This is a genomic window from Aeromonas sp. SER, assembly GCF_038739615.1.
In the GTDB taxonomy this organism is placed as follows: domain Bacteria; phylum Pseudomonadota; class Gammaproteobacteria; order Enterobacterales; family Aeromonadaceae; genus Aeromonas; species Aeromonas jandaei.
On sequence record NZ_JBCGFC010000021.1, the window covers coordinates 1 to 16,147 of the forward strand.

16 protein-coding genes are annotated in these 16,147 nt (G+C 53.8%); 9 read left to right on the top strand and 7 right to left on the bottom strand.

The features are described 5' to 3' along the window. Window positions 1-573 precede the first annotated feature (573 nt). Window positions 574-1,047, bottom strand: coding sequence for a hypothetical protein (locus AAHA41_RS20870; RefSeq protein ID WP_323092164.1), 474 nt, complete (start codon window positions 1,045-1,047; stop codon window positions 574-576). Continuing rightward, complete coding sequence (locus tag AAHA41_RS20875; protein ID WP_323070799.1) at window positions 1,025-1,645, bottom strand: winged helix-turn-helix domain-containing protein; 621 nt, start codon at window positions 1,643-1,645, stop codon at window positions 1,025-1,027. The genes AAHA41_RS20870 and AAHA41_RS20875 overlap by 23 nt, the downstream gene beginning before the upstream one ends. 568 nt (window positions 1,646-2,213) lie before the next feature. Here AAHA41_RS20875 and AAHA41_RS20880 point away from each other — a divergent pair. From AAHA41_RS20880 to AAHA41_RS20890, 3 genes are all read left to right on the top strand, one after another. Beyond that, the gene (locus tag AAHA41_RS20880) at window positions 2,214-5,231 is read left to right on the top strand and encodes an inverse autotransporter beta domain-containing protein (protein WP_342697342.1); all 3,018 of its coding nucleotides are present in this window, start codon (window positions 2,214-2,216) and stop codon (window positions 5,229-5,231) included. Window positions 5,232-5,516: 285 nt separating this feature from the next. Next, on the top strand, window positions 5,517-5,768 hold the full coding sequence (locus AAHA41_RS20885; protein WP_323070797.1) for a hypothetical protein: 252 nt from the start codon (window positions 5,517-5,519) through the stop codon (window positions 5,766-5,768). 3 nt (window positions 5,769-5,771) lie between these two features. Continuing rightward, window positions 5,772-6,614 (top strand): hypothetical protein, encoded by an 843-nt coding sequence (locus tag AAHA41_RS20890; RefSeq protein ID WP_323070796.1) that lies wholly within the window; start codon window positions 5,772-5,774, stop codon window positions 6,612-6,614. Window positions 6,615-6,708: 94 nt separating this feature from the next. On the opposite strand, the gene AAHA41_RS20895 is transcribed toward AAHA41_RS20890, so the two are convergent. Then, entirely contained in the window at window positions 6,709-7,791 is a 1,083-nt protein-coding gene (locus AAHA41_RS20895; protein ID WP_323070795.1) for a site-specific integrase, read from the bottom strand. Window positions 7,792-7,879: 88 nt separating this feature from the next. On the opposite strand from AAHA41_RS20895, the gene dusA reads away from it, so the two are divergent. After that, complete coding sequence (gene dusA / locus AAHA41_RS20900; protein WP_323070793.1) at window positions 7,880-8,932, top strand: tRNA dihydrouridine(20/20a) synthase DusA; 1,053 nt, start codon at window positions 7,880-7,882, stop codon at window positions 8,930-8,932. Window positions 8,933-9,008: 76 nt separating this feature from the next. Here dusA and AAHA41_RS20905 read toward each other — a convergent pair whose 3' ends face one another. Continuing rightward, window positions 9,009-9,308: a hypothetical protein gene (locus AAHA41_RS20905; protein WP_041209209.1), complete on the bottom strand. Its 300-nt coding sequence runs from the start codon at window positions 9,306-9,308 to the stop codon at window positions 9,009-9,011. A gap of 132 nt (window positions 9,309-9,440) precedes the next feature. Next, the gene (locus AAHA41_RS20910; RefSeq protein ID WP_323070792.1) at window positions 9,441-11,045 is read right to left on the bottom strand and encodes an ABC transporter substrate-binding protein; all 1,605 of its coding nucleotides are present in this window, start codon (window positions 11,043-11,045) and stop codon (window positions 9,441-9,443) included. Window positions 11,046-11,228: 183 nt separating this feature from the next. Here AAHA41_RS20910 and AAHA41_RS20915 point away from each other — a divergent pair, with 183 nt between their 5' ends. After that, window positions 11,229-11,951 carry a ParB-like protein gene (locus AAHA41_RS20915; protein WP_323070791.1) on the top strand — a complete coding sequence of 241 codons (723 nt, stop codon included), beginning with the start codon at window positions 11,229-11,231 and terminating at the stop codon, window positions 11,949-11,951. 60 nt (window positions 11,952-12,011) lie between these two features. Here the strand turns inward: AAHA41_RS20915 and AAHA41_RS20920 are convergent, their stop codons facing one another. Then, window positions 12,012-12,689 (bottom strand): CatB-related O-acetyltransferase, encoded by a 678-nt coding sequence (locus AAHA41_RS20920; RefSeq protein WP_323070790.1) that lies wholly within the window; start codon window positions 12,687-12,689, stop codon window positions 12,012-12,014. A gap of 285 nt (window positions 12,690-12,974) precedes the next feature. Here AAHA41_RS20920 and AAHA41_RS20925 point away from each other — a divergent pair, with 285 nt between their 5' ends. After that, window positions 12,975-13,403 carry a DUF2753 family protein gene (locus AAHA41_RS20925; RefSeq protein WP_033115108.1) on the top strand — a complete coding sequence of 143 codons (429 nt, stop codon included), beginning with the start codon at window positions 12,975-12,977 and terminating at the stop codon, window positions 13,401-13,403. Window positions 13,404-13,415: 12 nt separating this feature from the next. Here AAHA41_RS20925 and AAHA41_RS20930 read toward each other — a convergent pair whose 3' ends face one another. Then, window positions 13,416-14,165: an enoyl-CoA hydratase-related protein gene (locus tag AAHA41_RS20930; RefSeq protein WP_323070789.1), complete on the bottom strand. Its 750-nt coding sequence runs from the start codon at window positions 14,163-14,165 to the stop codon at window positions 13,416-13,418. An 89-nt stretch (window positions 14,166-14,254) separates the two neighbouring features. Between AAHA41_RS20930 and AAHA41_RS20935 the strand changes: the two genes are divergently transcribed. The 3 genes from AAHA41_RS20935 (at window position 14,255) to AAHA41_RS20945 (ending at window position 16,140) form a co-directional block, all read left to right on the top strand. Further along, complete coding sequence (locus AAHA41_RS20935; RefSeq protein ID WP_042032588.1) at window positions 14,255-14,710, top strand: copper chaperone PCu(A)C; 456 nt, start codon at window positions 14,255-14,257, stop codon at window positions 14,708-14,710. A gap of 94 nt (window positions 14,711-14,804) precedes the next feature. Continuing rightward, window positions 14,805-15,431, top strand: coding sequence for a TIGR04219 family outer membrane beta-barrel protein (locus tag AAHA41_RS20940; RefSeq protein WP_033115111.1), 627 nt, complete (start codon window positions 14,805-14,807; stop codon window positions 15,429-15,431). Window positions 15,432-15,459: 28 nt separating this feature from the next. Next, window positions 15,460-16,140 carry an SDR family oxidoreductase gene (locus tag AAHA41_RS20945; RefSeq protein ID WP_219271693.1) on the top strand — a complete coding sequence of 227 codons (681 nt, stop codon included), beginning with the start codon at window positions 15,460-15,462 and terminating at the stop codon, window positions 16,138-16,140. Window positions 16,141-16,147 lie beyond the last annotated feature (7 nt).

Below are 16,147 nucleotides of genomic sequence, written 5' to 3' on the forward strand. Positions count from 1 at the left end.
AGTAGCTTCTTGAGCAAAGCGGCCTTCCGTTCACTTGAATAACGAGCCATTCGACACTCTTTATCCTCCCCCGGTCTTCACTTGTAGATAGATCAGATCAGGCGACAACTATCCTGACACCGGGGGCCATTAAAATGGTGGTTCTCACGCTACATACACACAGGTTCAGGTGTCAGCAAATAGTTAACGCTAATGTGCTGACATGCTGATTAAATGCTGGGGTGAGAAATAAAGATAGTAATAAAAGATAAATTATCCAATTTGATTTTTATTATCAAATAAATGGAAGTGCATATCGAGTACAAAGTCAACTGGCAAGCGAAGATTTGTATCTTGTCAGTGTGGGTCAAGATATAACATGCTACCGTTGGATATCAGATTGTTTATATTGGAATCCATCAGTATGTTTAATTTTGGCTTATTTGGTTAGATAGAGTAAAATATTTTCGTTGAATTTTTGTTGGTGAAAAATACTTTTATGAAAAAACATAAATTAAATGCAGTGAATGTTGCTGCGCTAGCTTGAATAATAATGGTAGTTTTATTTATGTTAATGTGGAATGTTTTTGTCATCTATTCCCAATGTGAAAAGCGACCTTCTATTGGTGTTTTGTAAATTGTGGCGCCTTGTGCTTTGCACTCTCCCCACAATGGTTTTCTAATTAAGAATGTACCATTATTATTATGCCCCACATAGTAAACATTTATTTTTGACATGGCGCAGGGATTGAACCAGCTTTTTTGTACACGCTGTTCCGAACTATCATTTTTGTGATGTATTATATCTGTATCTGTCAGGATAGTAATAAGATATGGGGATCGATAAGCGGATATGAATTCTTGGCTTACAACGACATCGCTATTCTTGATGTTGGTGATGGTTTTTATTTTTCCTGAATTGCACAATACGCGTGTAAAAAGCGTGTCAGATTCAACTTGCATATTATAGTTGCAGCCTGACGCATTAATAAATGGCAGGGAGATATAAGTTGCGGGGAGCAATGTTGCTATGAAAATAACGAAATTAATTAGTTTTGATTTCTTCATAGATTAACTGGCCTGTTACTGAATCTTTTCCATATAAATAAACGCCATGACTCTTTGGTGCATCATGCTGTGGGGCTGAATGGATGTCATCACCAAAATAACAGACTATGTTATCTTGGTTTTTCAGACAGTCTGGTTCTCTTTCGAGATAATGCATTGTTAGTGCACATCCCCATAAAAAAATGACAAAAGAAATAATCACGGGGTATATGTATTGGCGTCTTTCATATTCGTGAAGGGGGGCTTTTATGTCACGCTCTTTCTGTGGTCTTATTTGCTCGCTTGCTGCAGCCAGTTGGCTAGGTTCAATCGTTATTATACCGGATAGTAATGTAAATCCTTCCTTTGGATTGGTGATAATAACAGGGGCGTCGTGAACTCTGCTAAAAACATCTCTTATGTTTTTTATTGCCATGTTTACCGAGTTGGCTACTACGATACGATCTGGCCAACCAGCATTCAACAGCTCATCTCTTGATACAGTGCTCCCCTCAGACTGCTTAAGGCGACATAAAATATATATTTCACTCTGGCTCAGATTGCCAATGCATTCACTATCACGGTAGACCAATCTGCTGGAGGGAATAATGGTTATCATATGTTTATCAATCTATAAGTTTGAGTCTGCTTCAAAGAATATACCATAAGATATCTTTATGGTAGTGGGATGCATTGTGATTAGCGCACTTCTATGACCTAAATGAGTCAAGTGACGTTACTGGCAGCCAGAGTCATGCTCTGCTTGTAAAGCAACAGTCATAAAGTGTAGGGCAGAGGATACAGCTTCTGCAGGCTCTTGCTGTTAGTCTTGGAGAGGATATGCCCAAGAGCAGTTTTGAGATGCCTCCATGTGCTTAAGCGCCGTGGCTCGTGGCTCAATATCAAGATGACTTTTTGTAATCTACAGATTAACTAATTTTTGATGATACTTTTTTATTTTTATTTATTCACATTTATTTGCTTGGCTTAAATATTATTTTTTATTTTTTTACTTTTCCTGCTGCATAGCTATCGTACTGAATCGGCTTCGGTATGACTTTATTTTGTGTGTAATTAAGCTGCATGTCAGTCAGGCTGAATAGTGATTAATGTGATTAATGTGATTAATGTGATTAATGTGATTAATGTGATCAATGTGATTAAGTGGGAATAGGAAGGTTTTTCTAATGTTTTATGTGGTGGAATCAACAAGAGCCGGAAAAAAGAGAACGTCATATTTATGTATGGCTTGGTTTAATGTTTTCGTTCAGGTGTTTTATCCACTTGCGGTTGCATTTAGTCCAATGGTTATCGGGGCCCCTGCTGCATTTGTCCACGACTTAGAGCAAGTTAGACAGTACCCACCAGTTCAGTTGCCAGAACTTGGTAGCGATGTGTCTGATTTTACTTCCTTTGACGCTGAAGCATTTGAAGAGTCGATGGCAACTATTGCTATTGGGGCCGGTCAACTTTTTTCCAATTCCAATATCGGTGATCAGGCAAAGTCTCGTGCTATTTCTTTGGGCGAGTACGTCGTCAATGGTGCCATTAATTCCTGGATGGGACAGTTTGGTACGGCCGCTGTTTCATTGAATTCAGCTGGCAAGGGCTCTTTTGATTTTCTGCTGTCCGTGCTGGAAGGCAAGGATTACCTCTTTTATACCCAGCTTGGTGCGCGCGCTGATGAAGAGCGCACTTTCTTTAATGCGGGTCTGGGGGCGCGTTTCTTTCAGCCAGAGGCCATGTTTGGTGTTAACTCATTTTATGACTATGACCTGACCGGTAATAACCGTCGTCTTGGCTTGGGTGCTGAATTGTGGCGCGATTATTTGAAATTGGCGGCCAACGGTTATGTGCGTCTGAATGATTGGCAGCAATCCAGTCTGGACTCCATGACTGATTATGACGAGCGGCCGGCCAACGGCTTTGATGTGCGCCTGAAGGCTTATCTGCCTTCTTATCCGCAACTGGGGGCCAATGTTGCCTTTGAACAATATTACGGTGACGAGGTTGCGCTGGTGAGTACCAGCGACCGCGCCGTGAATCCTTCAGCGTTTTCCTATGGCCTGGAATACACCCCCTTCTCTTTGCTCACATTTGGTGTCGGTCAGAAGCATTCGGGCTCAACCCATGACACCTCGGTCAGCATGGACCTGAACCTGCGTCTGGGTGTACCGCTTTCCAAGCAACTTGATGGTGCCAGTGTTGGTCAGTCGCGCACCCTCATGGGCAGTCGCTATGACCTGGTTGAGCGTAACAACACCATTGTGATGGATTATCGCAAGCAGACGCTGGTGACGGTGGCACTGCAGGCCAGTGGCAATCCGGTTGCGGGTGGCGTGATGACAGTGACGCCGACTGTGGTGGCCAAATACGGCCTTGACCGGGTGAACTGGGATGCAGCGACCCTGGAGATGGATGGCGGTCGGCTGGAAAGTCAGAGCGATGGCACTTTGCGGGTGACGTTGCCGGTAGTGGCAGCGGGCGTACTGCCTGCGTACACCATTGGTGCGGTTGCGGTAGACAAGAAGGGTAACCGCTCCGAGCGTGCGACCCTGGTTATCCAGATGCTGGAGGGTGGGGAGGCTGCCCGACCGGCGATTACGACATTGGCGGTGAGCAAGCCGACGGCATTGGCGAACGGTGCTGACGAGATAGGTATCACGGTGTTCGTGGCCAATGGTCTGGTACCGGTGGTGGGTGAAGTGGTCGCACTTTCGTTCAGTGCCGTGGATGAAGCTGCGCGCAGTAGTCATGAGCCGCAGACGCTGACGACGGATGAGAATGGTCAGGTTAGCACTGTACTGACAAGTACCCGGGCAGGCCATACGGAAGTGACGGCAACTTTGGTTTCACACGATGTAAAGGCGACCGAGCGTTTTGCATTTGTGGCAGACGAGGGGACTGCGCAGCACGAAGAGCTGTTGGTGGTGAGTGACAATGCGCTTGCCGATGGGGTGAGCGAGAACAGCGTGCAGGCGGTGGTGACCGATGCCAATGGCAACCCGGTTGCGGGCGTGTCGGTGGATTTCGCTGCGAGCAACGATGCGCGGATAGTCAGCCCGGTGTTGACCGACAAGCGCGGTGTAGCGGTGGCGACGCTGACCAGCACCCGGGCGGGGCAGAGCGAGGTGACTGCGACGGTAAATGGGTTGAGCCGCAGCGTGATGACGACCTTCGTGGTGGATGCCGGTAGTGCGGTGATTGCCGATGAAGAGACTGACTTTGCCGTTGCGACAGGTGCGATTGCTGATGGCCGTGATACCAACGTGGTGAGTGCGACGGTCAAGGATGCAGCAGGCAACCTGGTGGGTGAGGGTATTGCCGTGACCTTCACGGTGAGCGGTGATGCGCGCTTTGTCGATATGAGCGGCAAGCAGCCCCTGGTGGTGGTAACCAACGACAAGGGGGTTGCGGCAACGACACTGGTGAGCAAGGTTGCTGGTGATAACCAGGTGACGGCCCAGGTGGGCAAACATGCGCCGACCAGAGCCAAGCCCTCCCGCTTTGTGGCTGACGCCAGCACGGCCGTCATTGCCGACGAAGAGACAGACTTTACTGTCGCGACTGGCGCGATTGCTGATGGCAGTGCTACCAACGCGGTAAGTGCGACGATAAAGGATGCCAAAGGCAACCTGGTTGGTGAGGGTGTTGCGGTGACCTTCAAGGTGACCAGTGGTGCTGCGTACTTTGTGGATGGTGATGGTGAAGATGCGCAAGAGTTGGTTGTGGAGAGCAATGACAAGGGTATTGCGGCAACATCGCTGTTCAGTAAGGTCGCGGGCGACAACCAGGTCACTGCAACGGTGGGAACCAAAACCACAGCGGAGAAAACGTCGGCCTTTAGCAGTGACTTCTCTGCTGTGACAGTTGAGATTAAGCGTCTGGAGGGAGACATCTATAGTGACGTTGCCATAGACGGTATCCACCCAGTAGGCACTGATGAGGGGACGCCAATTGTTGGGGCAAAATGGGGCGTCAGCCTATCTTGTTCAAAGGCCGTTCTGGAAAATGACTGCGCTGAAGAACGATTCAGCTATCAGTGGAAACTCAGCAGAAAGGATTCGAAGGGAGTAGAGAATGTTGGAACAGGAAGTAGTTATACGGTAAAGGGTAGTGATCAAGGTGCTGAGTTATTCGTAGAGTTGACGCCAACACAGCCAGATACGCCGGAGGCATCCATCGAAAGCGCTATTAATAGATAATATGCAATGTCGATATGTTTGTGGGTTAGCTTGGCTCGCTCACAACCAGAGCCTTCAGTTTTACAATAGAAAATCATGCTGCATGCTATGGATTTATCTTAATTAGAACTGTTCCATTTTTTATATCAGCTGTTACCAAGAGTATTGATTTTTGTGGCCCCTAAGGGGTGGTTAACGGATATGTTAAATGTGCCGAACCGCTGCATTATTAGTGGCTCTAGCCTATTCCTACATTGTGCGCTGGAACTAGATAATGAATTTAATTAATTTAAAAGGTTGCCAAGTATGATGCATCTAACTTTGAAGTTAAATGGCGTAGAACACGTGGATGTTTACTTGGATCTCTGTGAGATCCACATAGATAGTAATGTCATCTCTTTGCAAATGGATAAAGTGAAAAAAGCTGTTTTGCTGAAAACTCAACCATGTGATGAAGATAATGCATATCAGTTCTTATCATTTGATTGCGTGGCATCGAACGCAATATTAATAAAAGTTAAAAAGGATGGGGCTGCGATTGATGCCCTTATGGAGTAACTGATGAAAATGAATGAGTATTCGATAACAGTTGGTTGTGGTCGGATCTTGAAAGGTACCAGATCACCGATTATGTGGACTTTTTATTTTGGTATGATAGCTACACCTGTGCTTGCAACCACAATTATTTCAAGTGCAAGCGATGCCATTATGGGGCATGCACCCACCATATCAGATATAAAAATAGAACAGATAGATACCAAGGCTGGACTGCAGGTTAAGGCTGGAACGCAGGTTAAAACATCATGGAAATATAACGATGCCGATGGTGACATAGAAAAAAATTCTTTGGTTGAATGGTTTCTTGATGATGCATTGCACCCAATGCACCCAGATGGCTCGATTACATTGAAATACGATGTCGCAAATAAAAAACTGAAGGTACGTATTACACCGTATTCCACTGACACTGCATACCCGAATAAAGGCAGCTCTGTCATCAGTAGCGAGGTATTAATTGCAGTGAATAGTTGCACTCAAGGTACCACACTGGTGGATAGTAAGAGTAAGGATAAGCTTAGTTTTACATGTCCACTCACGACGGCTAAAAAATGGAGTGAAGCTAATAATTATTGCAAAGGCATAAAGGCAAGACTGCCTACACGTAATGAGTTACAGGCGCTCTTTTTGAACATGACCCCAGCCAACAGAATTGGCGAGAGAAGTGATGATATGTGTGCTCTTTACGGTTGGCCCTTAGGTGGTGACCTATGTGGTGGAACTACCTCAATGTACTGGACCAGCGATATTGCTGCGGCGGACGGACATCATCTGGTCGTCATGTCAACTGGTTCCCAATCTTATCAGGAAGACTCTAAGTTGCTACAGGTAACATGTGTTTATTAATATCCCACATCTTTTTGGTTATGTTATTGCAGTGATAAAACCCGTTGCGAGTCAATAGATCACCTTGGTTGTTGAGGACGCTGCCAGACTGGCTCTACTTGGCTTGTTGCAACAACTCAAATTTGGCATGCACCCGGTTTGGATACAGGTCGGTATAGATTTGCCAAAGAATATTGATGTTTCTGTGCCCTGTGATCTGGGCAACCTCGTCAATGACAAATCCGGCTTCAAAGAGACGGCATGCGCCTTCGCGGCGTAGGTCGTGCCAGCGTAAGTCTTCAATACCAAGCTCTGTTCTGACTCGCTGAAAACCGGCTGTGACACTCTTGCCGTTGTAAGGGAAGATGCGGGCATCGGTTTTGGGTTGACGCTTGAGGATCTCCCACGCCTCACCCAGCAGAGGAACCAGCATATGGTTTCCTATCTTTTTTCTCGGGTCTTTACGGTCTTCAACCAGCACGGCCCGATTTTTTTCATCCACGCCAGACCATGTTATCTTGCACACCTCGCTTATCCGCATGCAGCTCAGGATGGCGAAGTTGAGAAGGGCTGTGTAGGGGATCTTGGCCATACTGTGATTCTGCCGTTTTTCCAGCCCCTGGATGATCTTTTCCAGCTCATTGCTCACCGGGCGGCGTGTGCGCTTCTGGGATTTTCCCACCAATTTCAGATTGCCGAGAGTTTTGCGTGCTTCCAGGATGAGCTTATTGTCGACGGGGATATTAAAGACCGGGTTTGCGGCAGCAAAAACAGTTCCAAGGTAGCTTATGTCATGGGCAATGGTGGCTGGAGAGGCTCCCGCATCTTTTCTGGCTTGACAGTGATCGATCAGGTCTTTGATGGTGAGCTCGTCGGCATTGAGCTTGGCGATATCGCAATCGGCAACCAGGTCGAGGCAATAAGCCTTGGTTCTGCCTATGGTGGGGCTGATGGCTGGATGGGCACGGTAGAGCGAAATGAGTTCGCGGATGGTCGGAACAGGCTGGCGTTTCCCCGGAAGGCCATCCCTTTCGATCATTGTTACCATCTGCATTCCCCAGCTCTTGGCGTCGGACTGTCTGCCAAAGGTTCGGGATTCTCGGTATACTACCTCTTCGCCTTTATGTTCCCTGACGGTACAGCGATAGCGTAACTCGCCTTTGCTGGTCTTACGTTTTTCTATTGTGTAGCCGGCCATAGATACCTCGTGGAGTACACCTGCCCCATGAAATGGTGGGGCAGATATGGGGCAGGTTCAATCAACAAATGTCTGGAAACACCCGCAAATGACTCAGAAACAAATCAGTGAGAACCCCGTTAAATCAGGCTCTGAGGCCATATCTGGCAAGCCTGCCCACCGCCAGACATTCTCAATTGCCCCCATGCTCGATTGGACCGATCGGCATTGCCGTTATTTTCATCGACTGATGAGCCGCCAGACCTTGCTCTATACCGAAATGGTGACCACCGGCGCCATCATCCACGGCAAGGGGGATTATCTGGGTTACAGCGAGCAGGAGCACCCCATCTCCCTGCAGCTGGGTGGCAGCAATCCGGCCGATCTGGCACGCTGTGCCAAGCTGGCCGAGGAGCGTGGCTATGACGAGGTGAACATCAACGTCGGCTGCCCCTCCGATCGGGTGCAGAACGGCCGCTTTGGCGCCTGCCTGATGGGTGAACCGGCGCTGGTGGCGGACTGCGTCAAGGCGATGCGCGATGTGGTCGATATTCCGGTGACGGTGAAGACCCGTATCGGCATCGACGATCAGGACTCCTACGAATTTCTGCAGACCTTTATCGAACAGGTGCGCGATGCCGGTTGCGACACCTTCATCGTCCATGCCCGCAAGGCCTGGCTGAGTGGCCTGAGTCCCAAGGAGAACCGCGAGATCCCGCCGCTCGATTATCCCCGCGTCTATCGGGTCAAGCAGGATTACCCGGATCTCACCATCGCCCTCAACGGCGGTGTCACCTCCATGGAGCAGACCCTTGAGCACCTGCAACACGTGGACGGCGTCATGATGGGGCGCGAAGCCTATCAGAACCCCTACATTCTGGCGCAGGTGGATAATCTGGTGTTCGGCCAGAACAATGCCGTGCCGAGCCGCCATGAGGTGGTGCGGATGATGCTGCCCTATATCGAGCAGGAGCTGGCCAAGGGTAACTACCTCTCCCACATGACCCGTCACATGCTGGGGCTGTTCCAGAACATGCAGGGGGCGCGCGCCTGGCGTCGTCACCTGAGCGAAAACGCCTGCAAGCCGGGGGCGGATATTCAGGTGGTGCTGGATGCCATGGCCAAGGTGCCGGAGTTTGCTGCCAGCGAGCAGGGCGAATAACTCTCCTGTCAGGCAAAGCGAAAAAAGCGCGTCTTGTGACGCGCTTTTTTTATTTCAATCGGCTGTGGGCAGAGGTTCAGCTGGCGGGGTGGAAGTTGTGGATCTCCCCCTCGCGCGGGGTGAAGCGGGGATCGCTGTCGCGATGCGCCTCTATTTGCAGCATGGTCTGGCAGAAACTGCCTGCTTTGTCGTACTCCTGCCGGGCAAGGTCGATAGCCCGCTCGGCCCGTCGCCGCGTCATCTTGTCCGCCTTGCGATCGCTGAACTGCTGTTGCTGATGCAGCATCCAGTCGACAAAGGCTTGCTGGCAGTGAGATTCACTCTCGGCCAGGGCTGGTAGTGTCCAGAGCAGGGAGAGCAGTAACAGGTAACGCATGATAAATGGCGATCGACAACGGCTGATGGAATCGGAAAGCGGGCATTCTATGCGGCGATATCGGGTGTGAACAGTATCAATAAGAGGGCCGCCCGCAGGCGGCCCTCTTGTGCTTTAGCGCTCTATATCAGCTCAGTGTTTGACGATATAGAGCTGGCGGCTGTAGGCCACATCTTCCGGGTTGTTGATGGGGTAGCCCTTGAGCCAGGGCTTGATGAGCCGGGCATTGGTGTACTGATAGATGGGGGCGATGGGCGCCTGCTGTTCGAGGATGTTCTCCGCCTGATCGAATAGCCGGCTGCGGGCACCGCTGTCGCGAGTTTGCGCCGCCTTGTCCAGCAACTGGTCATAGCTTGCATCGGCAAAGCCGGCCATGTTGCCGCTATGGTGAGAGCCCCACAGGCCGAGGAAGGCGGACGGGTCGTTGTAGTCGGCCACCCAGGAGGAGCGGATCACCTCGAACTGGCCGCTCTGGCGGCTGTCGAGATAGGTTTTCCACTCCTGATTGGTCAGCTCCACCTGGGCGCCCAGCTTCTGTTTCCACATGTTGGCGATGGCGAGCGCCAGCTTCTTGTGTACTTCAGCTGTGTTGTAGAGCAGCGAGAGCTTGAGCGGCTTGTCAGGGCCGTATCCTGCCTCCTTGAGCAGCGCCTGTGCCTTGCTGTCCAGCTCCTGTTGGCTGCTGCTCGAGAGCAGGTTGGCCTTGGGCTCGAAGCTGGCGGTGACATCCGGGGTGAAGTGGTAGGCCGGTTTCTCGCCGGTGCCGAGCACCTTGTCGGCAATCAGGGCGCGATCGATGGTGTAGGAGAGCGCCTTGCGTACCCGTACGTCGTTCAACGGCGGCTGACGGGTATTGAAGGCGTAGTAGTAGGTACCAAGCTGCATCGGGGTGTAGACCTCACCCGGGATCTCTTTCATCAGCTTGTCGTACTGCTCTTTGGGGAAGGATTCGGTGATCTGCAGATCCCCCGCCAGATAGCGGTTGGTGGCGGTGGTCTCCTGATTGATCGGCATGAAGATGACCTGGGTCAGCACTGTGTGGGCCTTGTCCCAGTAATGGGGATTGGGCACCAGCTCCAGCTTCTCGTTGACCACCCGGCTGCTCAGCACAAAGGCGCCGTTGCCGACCAGCTTGCCGGGCTGAGTCCACTTGTTGCCAAATTTCTCGATGCTGGCCTGATGCAGCGGCGACAGGCTGGGGTGGGTGAGCAGGCTCAGGAAATAGGGAACCGGTTGGGAGAGGCTGATCTGCAGGGTGTGGTCATCGATCGCCTTGACACCCAGCTCGCTGGCAGGCAATTTGCCAGCCATGATCTCGTCCACCTTGTCGAAGCGGGCAAGCTGGGCAAACCAGGCGAAAGTGGCCGCCTCTTTCGGGTCGACCAGCTTGCGCCAGCTGTAAACGAAGTCGCCAGCCTTGACCGGATCGCCGTTGGACCAGCGGGCATCAGGGCGCAGGTGGAAGGTGAAGAACTGGTTGTCCTTGTTCTCCCAGCGCACGGCAACGGCGGGGACGGGTTTGCCATCCGGCCCCTGGGTCAACAGCCCCTCGAACAGATCCCGCAGCACCTGCAATTCGGGCAAGCCGACCAGCTTGAGCGGACTGAGACTGGCAGGTTCATCTTTCAGGTGGCGAACCACCACCTGTGTGGCGGCCAGTTCGGTTCCGGCGGGAATATCGGCAGCCTGGACTGCGGCACAGCCCAAGAGGGCCAGCAAGGGGCTCCATCCTTTCATGGGTCGGATCCTTCAAATTGTGTGAAGCGGGGAGAAAACTCGGCGAGAAAATGTCGCCGACAGACGGGAAATCATGATATCCCGTTTACTGGTCTGACCGCCAGCATTCGGCTCTCATCTGTCGCCGGGGCGGCGCCGCGTTGTCGCGTGTCCGGGATTGAATGTGACTAGGAGTAGCAAACGATGAAAGCATGGTTATTGCCGGGCTGTTTCCTGATGGTCGGGGCGCTCAGCCAGAGTGCCTGGGCGTTGACGCCGTGTCAGCGCGACACGGCGGTGGGCAGCTGGTGCGAGGTGGGGATCGAGACCCTGCACCCGACTCAGGGCGGAGTAGGGCAGCTGCAGGTGGATGAAACCCAGGCGACGCTGGCGGACATGAATCCCAAGCAGCTCGACAAGCTGATGAAAAAGAAAGAGATCCCTGTGGTGATTGCGCCGGATGGCGGCTATTGGCTGGTGGACCGACACCACCTGACCAAGGCGCTCTGGCAGCAAGGGGTCAAGCAGGTGCGGGTCAAGGTGATCGGTCGCTTGCAGGATAAAGACAACTTCTGGAGCCAGATGCAGAACAACCACTGGGCCTGGCTCAAGGATGAGAAGGGGTTACCCCTCACGCCGGAGCAGTTGCCGACCAGCATCGACAAGCTGCCTGACTACCCCTATCGCACTCTGGCGGGGTTGCTGCAGGATGCGGGTTACTTCAGCAAGCAGGATCAGGTCTACTTTGTCGAGTTCGCCTGGGCCAGCTGGCTCGGCAAGCAGATGCAGTGGATGCCGATAGACAGTGCCAATCTGGCGGCTCGGCTGCAGCAGGCCAAACGGCTTGCCTGTGGCAGCGATGCCAAAGACCTGCCCGGTTATCCCGGCCGGCAGTGCAGCCTAAACCAGTCGAAAACGGCGAGCTGACAACCAGACAACGAGAGAGGGCGACCCGTGGGTCGCCCTCTTTTTATGTCAGGCTGCGCGTTATGGTGTCGCATCTGGCGCAGACGCTTGGCTCTGCCAGGTGGCCGCCGCCTGTTCCAGTAGCGCCACCTCGCCCTGCTGGATCAGTGGCAACAGGGCATTGACCTGTTCGTCCGGCCAATCCCACCAGGCGAGGGCCTGCAGCCGGGCTATCTCGCTCTCGGTAAAGCGCATCCGCACTATGGCCGCTGGCGTACCCGCCACCATGGCGTAGGGCGGCACATCTTTGGTGACCAGCGCCCGGGCGGCGATGATGGCGCCATCGCCGATGGTGACGCCGGGCATGATCATTGCCTCCATGCCGATCCAGACATCGTTGCCGATGCGGGTATCGCCGGCAGGGCGGTAACTGCGCTTTAGCGCCTCCAGATCAGCAAACGGATAGGTGCTGATGAAGGCGGTATTGTGGGTGTGGTTGCCACCCATGATGATCTTCACCCCGGCGGCGATCTGCACGTAGTCGCCGATATGAAGCTGGTCGATATGCCAGAGCGGCTCCCAGCCGGTATCGGGGTGGCGGCTGAAGCTGTCGCCATGGAGGTAGCGCACTACCTCCTGTTCGAAGGGGCCATCCCAGGCACCCGAGTAGTAGCTATGTTGCCCCTTGAGGCGGATGTTGGGGTTGCTGACTGTCAGATGCAGGTATTCGACCTGTGACCAGTGCTGGCAGGTTTTCATCCTGGTACTCCTTTGCTGAATGGATTTGATTGGTTGCGTTCGATGGAGCGCAGCTAATAGATCCAGACCAGCATACGGGGCACGCAGAGCAGGGAGCAGCCCAGCATTTGGGGTAGACGGGGTCGCATTCGGGGTAAGCCCTGATATGGGAAATCGGCGCGATCATAAGGGTAATGATCGCGATTTGCCAACCTGCAGCGGAGATCCTGCACTAACCATCTGGTTGATATTTATTCTCAATTAGCCATCATTAACCTCCCGGTTTAGTCGGTGGGGGATAACGAAATGACACCAGAGAGTTGGCAGCGTTACATGCTGGAGGCGGAGCGGTCGTGGCAGTCCGGTTCGCTGGGGGCCGCCGTCTGCTTCTATCAGCAGGCGCTGGGGGATGTCTACGAGATGAGTGAGGTTGAGCTTGCCGAGCTGGCCAGCATGCGGGTCGCCACCTGCCACCGGCTGGCCGATTTCTGGCGGGCGATGGATGAACCCGCCTATGAGCTGCGTTATCTCAAGCTCGCCTCCGAGCTTGTGACGGCGCTGGTGCCGCAGTGCCCCAACCGGGAGTGCGAGGCGCTGATCAGCGAGCTGGGTTGCTGCCGCGGCGCCCTGCTCGCCTTCTTGAAGCGCCACCCCAACCCCGAAATAGCCAAACTGATCCAGTTGCAGGACAAAGTTCAGGGCTGCGAACTGATCGGCCGTTTTCGCCTCAACTGACAGGCGTCGATCTCAGCTGCGGCGTTTGAGCTTTTGAGCGATGCGCTGCTGCGCCTCTTCCCCTTGCAGCGCCTGGGCGAAGGCGCGCGCCTCCAGATCGATGACGAAGTGGACCGCCTGTTTGAGCTCCTGTTTCATAAGCGCCTTGCTCTTTTGCACCGCTTTTGGCGCCTTGCTTGCCAGCTTGAGCCCCTGCTCGCGGGCAAAGGGGAGCAGGACATCGGCGGCCATCACCTTGTTGGCGAGTCCGAGCCGCAGCGCCTCGTTGGCATCGAGCGCCTCGGCCAGTAGCAACAGCTCCGCTGCCTTGAGGTGACCCACCAGACGCGGCAGCAGCAGGCTGGAGGCGAACTCCGGCACCAGCCCAAGCTCGACGAAGGGGAGTTGCAGGCGGGCGTTATCCCCCAGATAGACCAGATCGCAGTGGAGCAGGATGGTGGTACCGATCCCCACCGCCGGGCCGCCGACCGCCGCAATCACCGGCTTGGGAAAGTCAGCCAGGGTGTGGAGGAACTGCAGGATGGGATCGTCGGGTTCCAGCGAGCTCTTGCCGACAAAATCGGCCAGATCATTGCCCGCGGTAAAGCAGTCGCTCTGACCCTGCAGCAGCAGGGCGTGCACCTCCTCATCGTTTGCCGCCTGTTGCAGGGCGCTCACCAGCTGCTGATAGAGGGCGGTATTGAGGGCATTGCGCTTGTCGGGGCGGTTGAGCGTCAGGGTGAGCAAGCCATCCTGCTGCTCGGCGACGAGAATGGGGGCCATGTCTAAATCCTTGTTATTGAAGGGTGCACAAAGGTTACTGCCGGAGTAACCTTGGAGCCGTTTAACAACATCATAAAAGGATTTCAACCATGTTTAAACGTGCGTTTTATTCTCTGCTGGTGCTCGGCATGACGGCTCCCGCGCTGGCCAAGGTGGATGCGGTTGACGGCTATGTGCGTTTGCTGCCGCCGGGCTCTCCCAACACCGCCGCCTTCATGGTGCTCAAGAACGATGCCGACAAGCCGGTCAAGCTGGTGGCGGCAGCCTCTCCTGCGGCGGGTCGCGCCGAGCTGCATACCCACCTGCACGAGAATGGCGTGATGAAGATGCGTCAGGTCGAGAGCATCGAGATCCCGGCCAAGGGCGAAGTGGCGCTCAAGCCCGGCAGCTTCCACATCATGCTGTTCGAGATTGGCGCGCTCTCCGAAAAAACGCCGATGCCGCTCACTCTGACCATGGATGATGGCGAGAAGCTGGAGCTCTCCCTGCCGGTCAAACCGATCGAGCCGATGGCGGGGATGAACATGAAGCATATGAAACACTGACATTTGTCGTCGCTTGTTCAGATTTGAGACTGGGTATTTTGGCTGCACCGGGTAAAATAGCGCTCTTTCCATGTATGCAAGAGGAAGTGAAGTGATGAAAAAGACGCTGATTGCCGGTGTTCTGTTTGCCCTGTGCAGCCAGGGTGCCATGGCCGCCAATGACTGGCGTTTCGCCGCCGGTGCCGACGTATGGAATGCCCAGGGCAGTGGTCAGGTTTATGGTGCCAGCACCAACTATGACGATCACTACAACTGGAACGGCTACCTGCAGCTGGAACACGGCATCATTTTCCTGCCGAACGCCAAGTTTGAGATCTCCGACTTCAGCACCTCCGGCGGCGCCTTCAAGAACGAGCTGACTGCCTACGATCTGAACCTCTACTACCGTCTGTTCAACAACGATCTGTTCAAGATCGATCTGGGTCTGACCGGTCGTTACTATGATGGCGAGCTGACCTCCTACGGTCGCAAGGGCTACGACAAGGACACCGTGATGGCCTACGCCGGTAGCGAACTCTACATCCCGAACACAGGTTTCGCCTTCTTCGGTGATCTGCGTACTCACGATGTGGACAACTATGACTACCGTCTGGGTGCCTCCTACAAGTTCTCCAACATGCCGGTCAAGCTGCGCGCCGGCTGGCGTGAAGCCAATGTGGACTTCGACAACGTCGACCAGCGTATCGACGGCTGGTTCATGGGCGGCGAATTCACCTTCTAATCTGAGCGTCTGACGACAAGGAGAAGTAATGGGCTACATCATAGTGACGGGGGCCGGTTCCGGTCTGGGCCGCGCCTTGACCGCAGGGCTGGTTGAGCGGGGCCATCGGGTTGCCATGATGGGGCGCCGTTACGAGAAGTTGCAGGAGCAGGAAGATCAGCTCGGTCAGGCGGTGATCGGCATTGCCGCCGATCTGGCGCACCACGAAGAGGTGGAGATGGCTTTTGCCGCCGCCGTCGAGTGGGGCGGCCTGCCCGAGATGGTGATCCACTGCGCCGGGGTTGGTGAATTCGGCCCGGTCGGCATCTACACCGCCGAGCAGATCCGCAGTGTGGTGGAGAGCAATCTTGTCTCCACCATTCTGGTGGCCCAGCAGACGGTGCGCCTCATCGGCGAGAAAGGCGGGGTGCTGGCCAACGTGCTCTCCTCTGCCGCGCAGGTGGGCAAGGCCAACGAGAGCCTCTACTGCGCCTCCAAATGGGGGATGCGCGGCTTTCTGGAGTCGTTGCGCGCCGAGCTGAAAGGCTCGCCGCTGCGGCTGGTGAACCTCTACCCGAGCGGGATCCGCAGCGCCTTCTGGGACAACTCGGATCACGTCGACCCGACCCGTTTCATGACTCCGGAAGATGCCGCCGCCTACATGCTCGATGCGTTGGAAGCTCGCAGCAGCTGCCACGTGACCGACCTCTTTATCGGTCGCAACGAGTAGCTTTTTC

What these genes read in the sequence shown, in the direction of transcription:
- AAHA41_RS20870 (WP_323092164.1), bottom strand. Translation starts at nt 1,047, where the DNA reads ATGAAGAAATCAAAACTAATTAATTTCGTTATTTTCATAGCAACATTG.
- AAHA41_RS20875 (WP_323070799.1), bottom strand. Translation starts at nt 1,645, where the DNA reads ATGATAACCATTATTCCCTCCAGCAGATTGGTCTACCGTGATAGTGAA.
- AAHA41_RS20880 (WP_342697342.1), top strand. Translation starts at nt 2,214, where the DNA reads ATGTTTTATGTGGTGGAATCAACAAGAGCCGGAAAAAAGAGAACGTCA.
- AAHA41_RS20885 (WP_323070797.1), top strand. Translation starts at nt 5,517, where the DNA reads ATGATGCATCTAACTTTGAAGTTAAATGGCGTAGAACACGTGGATGTT.
- AAHA41_RS20890 (WP_323070796.1), top strand. Translation starts at nt 5,772, where the DNA reads ATGAAAATGAATGAGTATTCGATAACAGTTGGTTGTGGTCGGATCTTG.
- AAHA41_RS20895 (WP_323070795.1), bottom strand. Translation starts at nt 7,791, where the DNA reads ATGGCCGGCTACACAATAGAAAAACGTAAGACCAGCAAAGGCGAGTTA.
- dusA (WP_323070793.1), top strand. Translation starts at nt 7,880, where the DNA reads ATGACTCAGAAACAAATCAGTGAGAACCCCGTTAAATCAGGCTCTGAG.
- AAHA41_RS20905 (WP_041209209.1), bottom strand. Translation starts at nt 9,308, where the DNA reads ATGCGTTACCTGTTACTGCTCTCCCTGCTCTGGACACTACCAGCCCTG.
- AAHA41_RS20910 (WP_323070792.1), bottom strand. Translation starts at nt 11,045, where the DNA reads ATGAAAGGATGGAGCCCCTTGCTGGCCCTCTTGGGCTGTGCCGCAGTC.
- AAHA41_RS20915 (WP_323070791.1), top strand. Translation starts at nt 11,229, where the DNA reads ATGAAAGCATGGTTATTGCCGGGCTGTTTCCTGATGGTCGGGGCGCTC.
- AAHA41_RS20920 (WP_323070790.1), bottom strand. Translation starts at nt 12,689, where the DNA reads ATGAAAACCTGCCAGCACTGGTCACAGGTCGAATACCTGCATCTGACA.
- AAHA41_RS20925 (WP_033115108.1), top strand. Translation starts at nt 12,975, where the DNA reads ATGACACCAGAGAGTTGGCAGCGTTACATGCTGGAGGCGGAGCGGTCG.
- AAHA41_RS20930 (WP_323070789.1), bottom strand. Translation starts at nt 14,165, where the DNA reads ATGGCCCCCATTCTCGTCGCCGAGCAGCAGGATGGCTTGCTCACCCTG.
- AAHA41_RS20935 (WP_042032588.1), top strand. Translation starts at nt 14,255, where the DNA reads ATGTTTAAACGTGCGTTTTATTCTCTGCTGGTGCTCGGCATGACGGCT.
- AAHA41_RS20940 (WP_033115111.1), top strand. Translation starts at nt 14,805, where the DNA reads ATGAAAAAGACGCTGATTGCCGGTGTTCTGTTTGCCCTGTGCAGCCAG.
- AAHA41_RS20945 (WP_219271693.1), top strand. Translation starts at nt 15,460, where the DNA reads ATGGGCTACATCATAGTGACGGGGGCCGGTTCCGGTCTGGGCCGCGCC.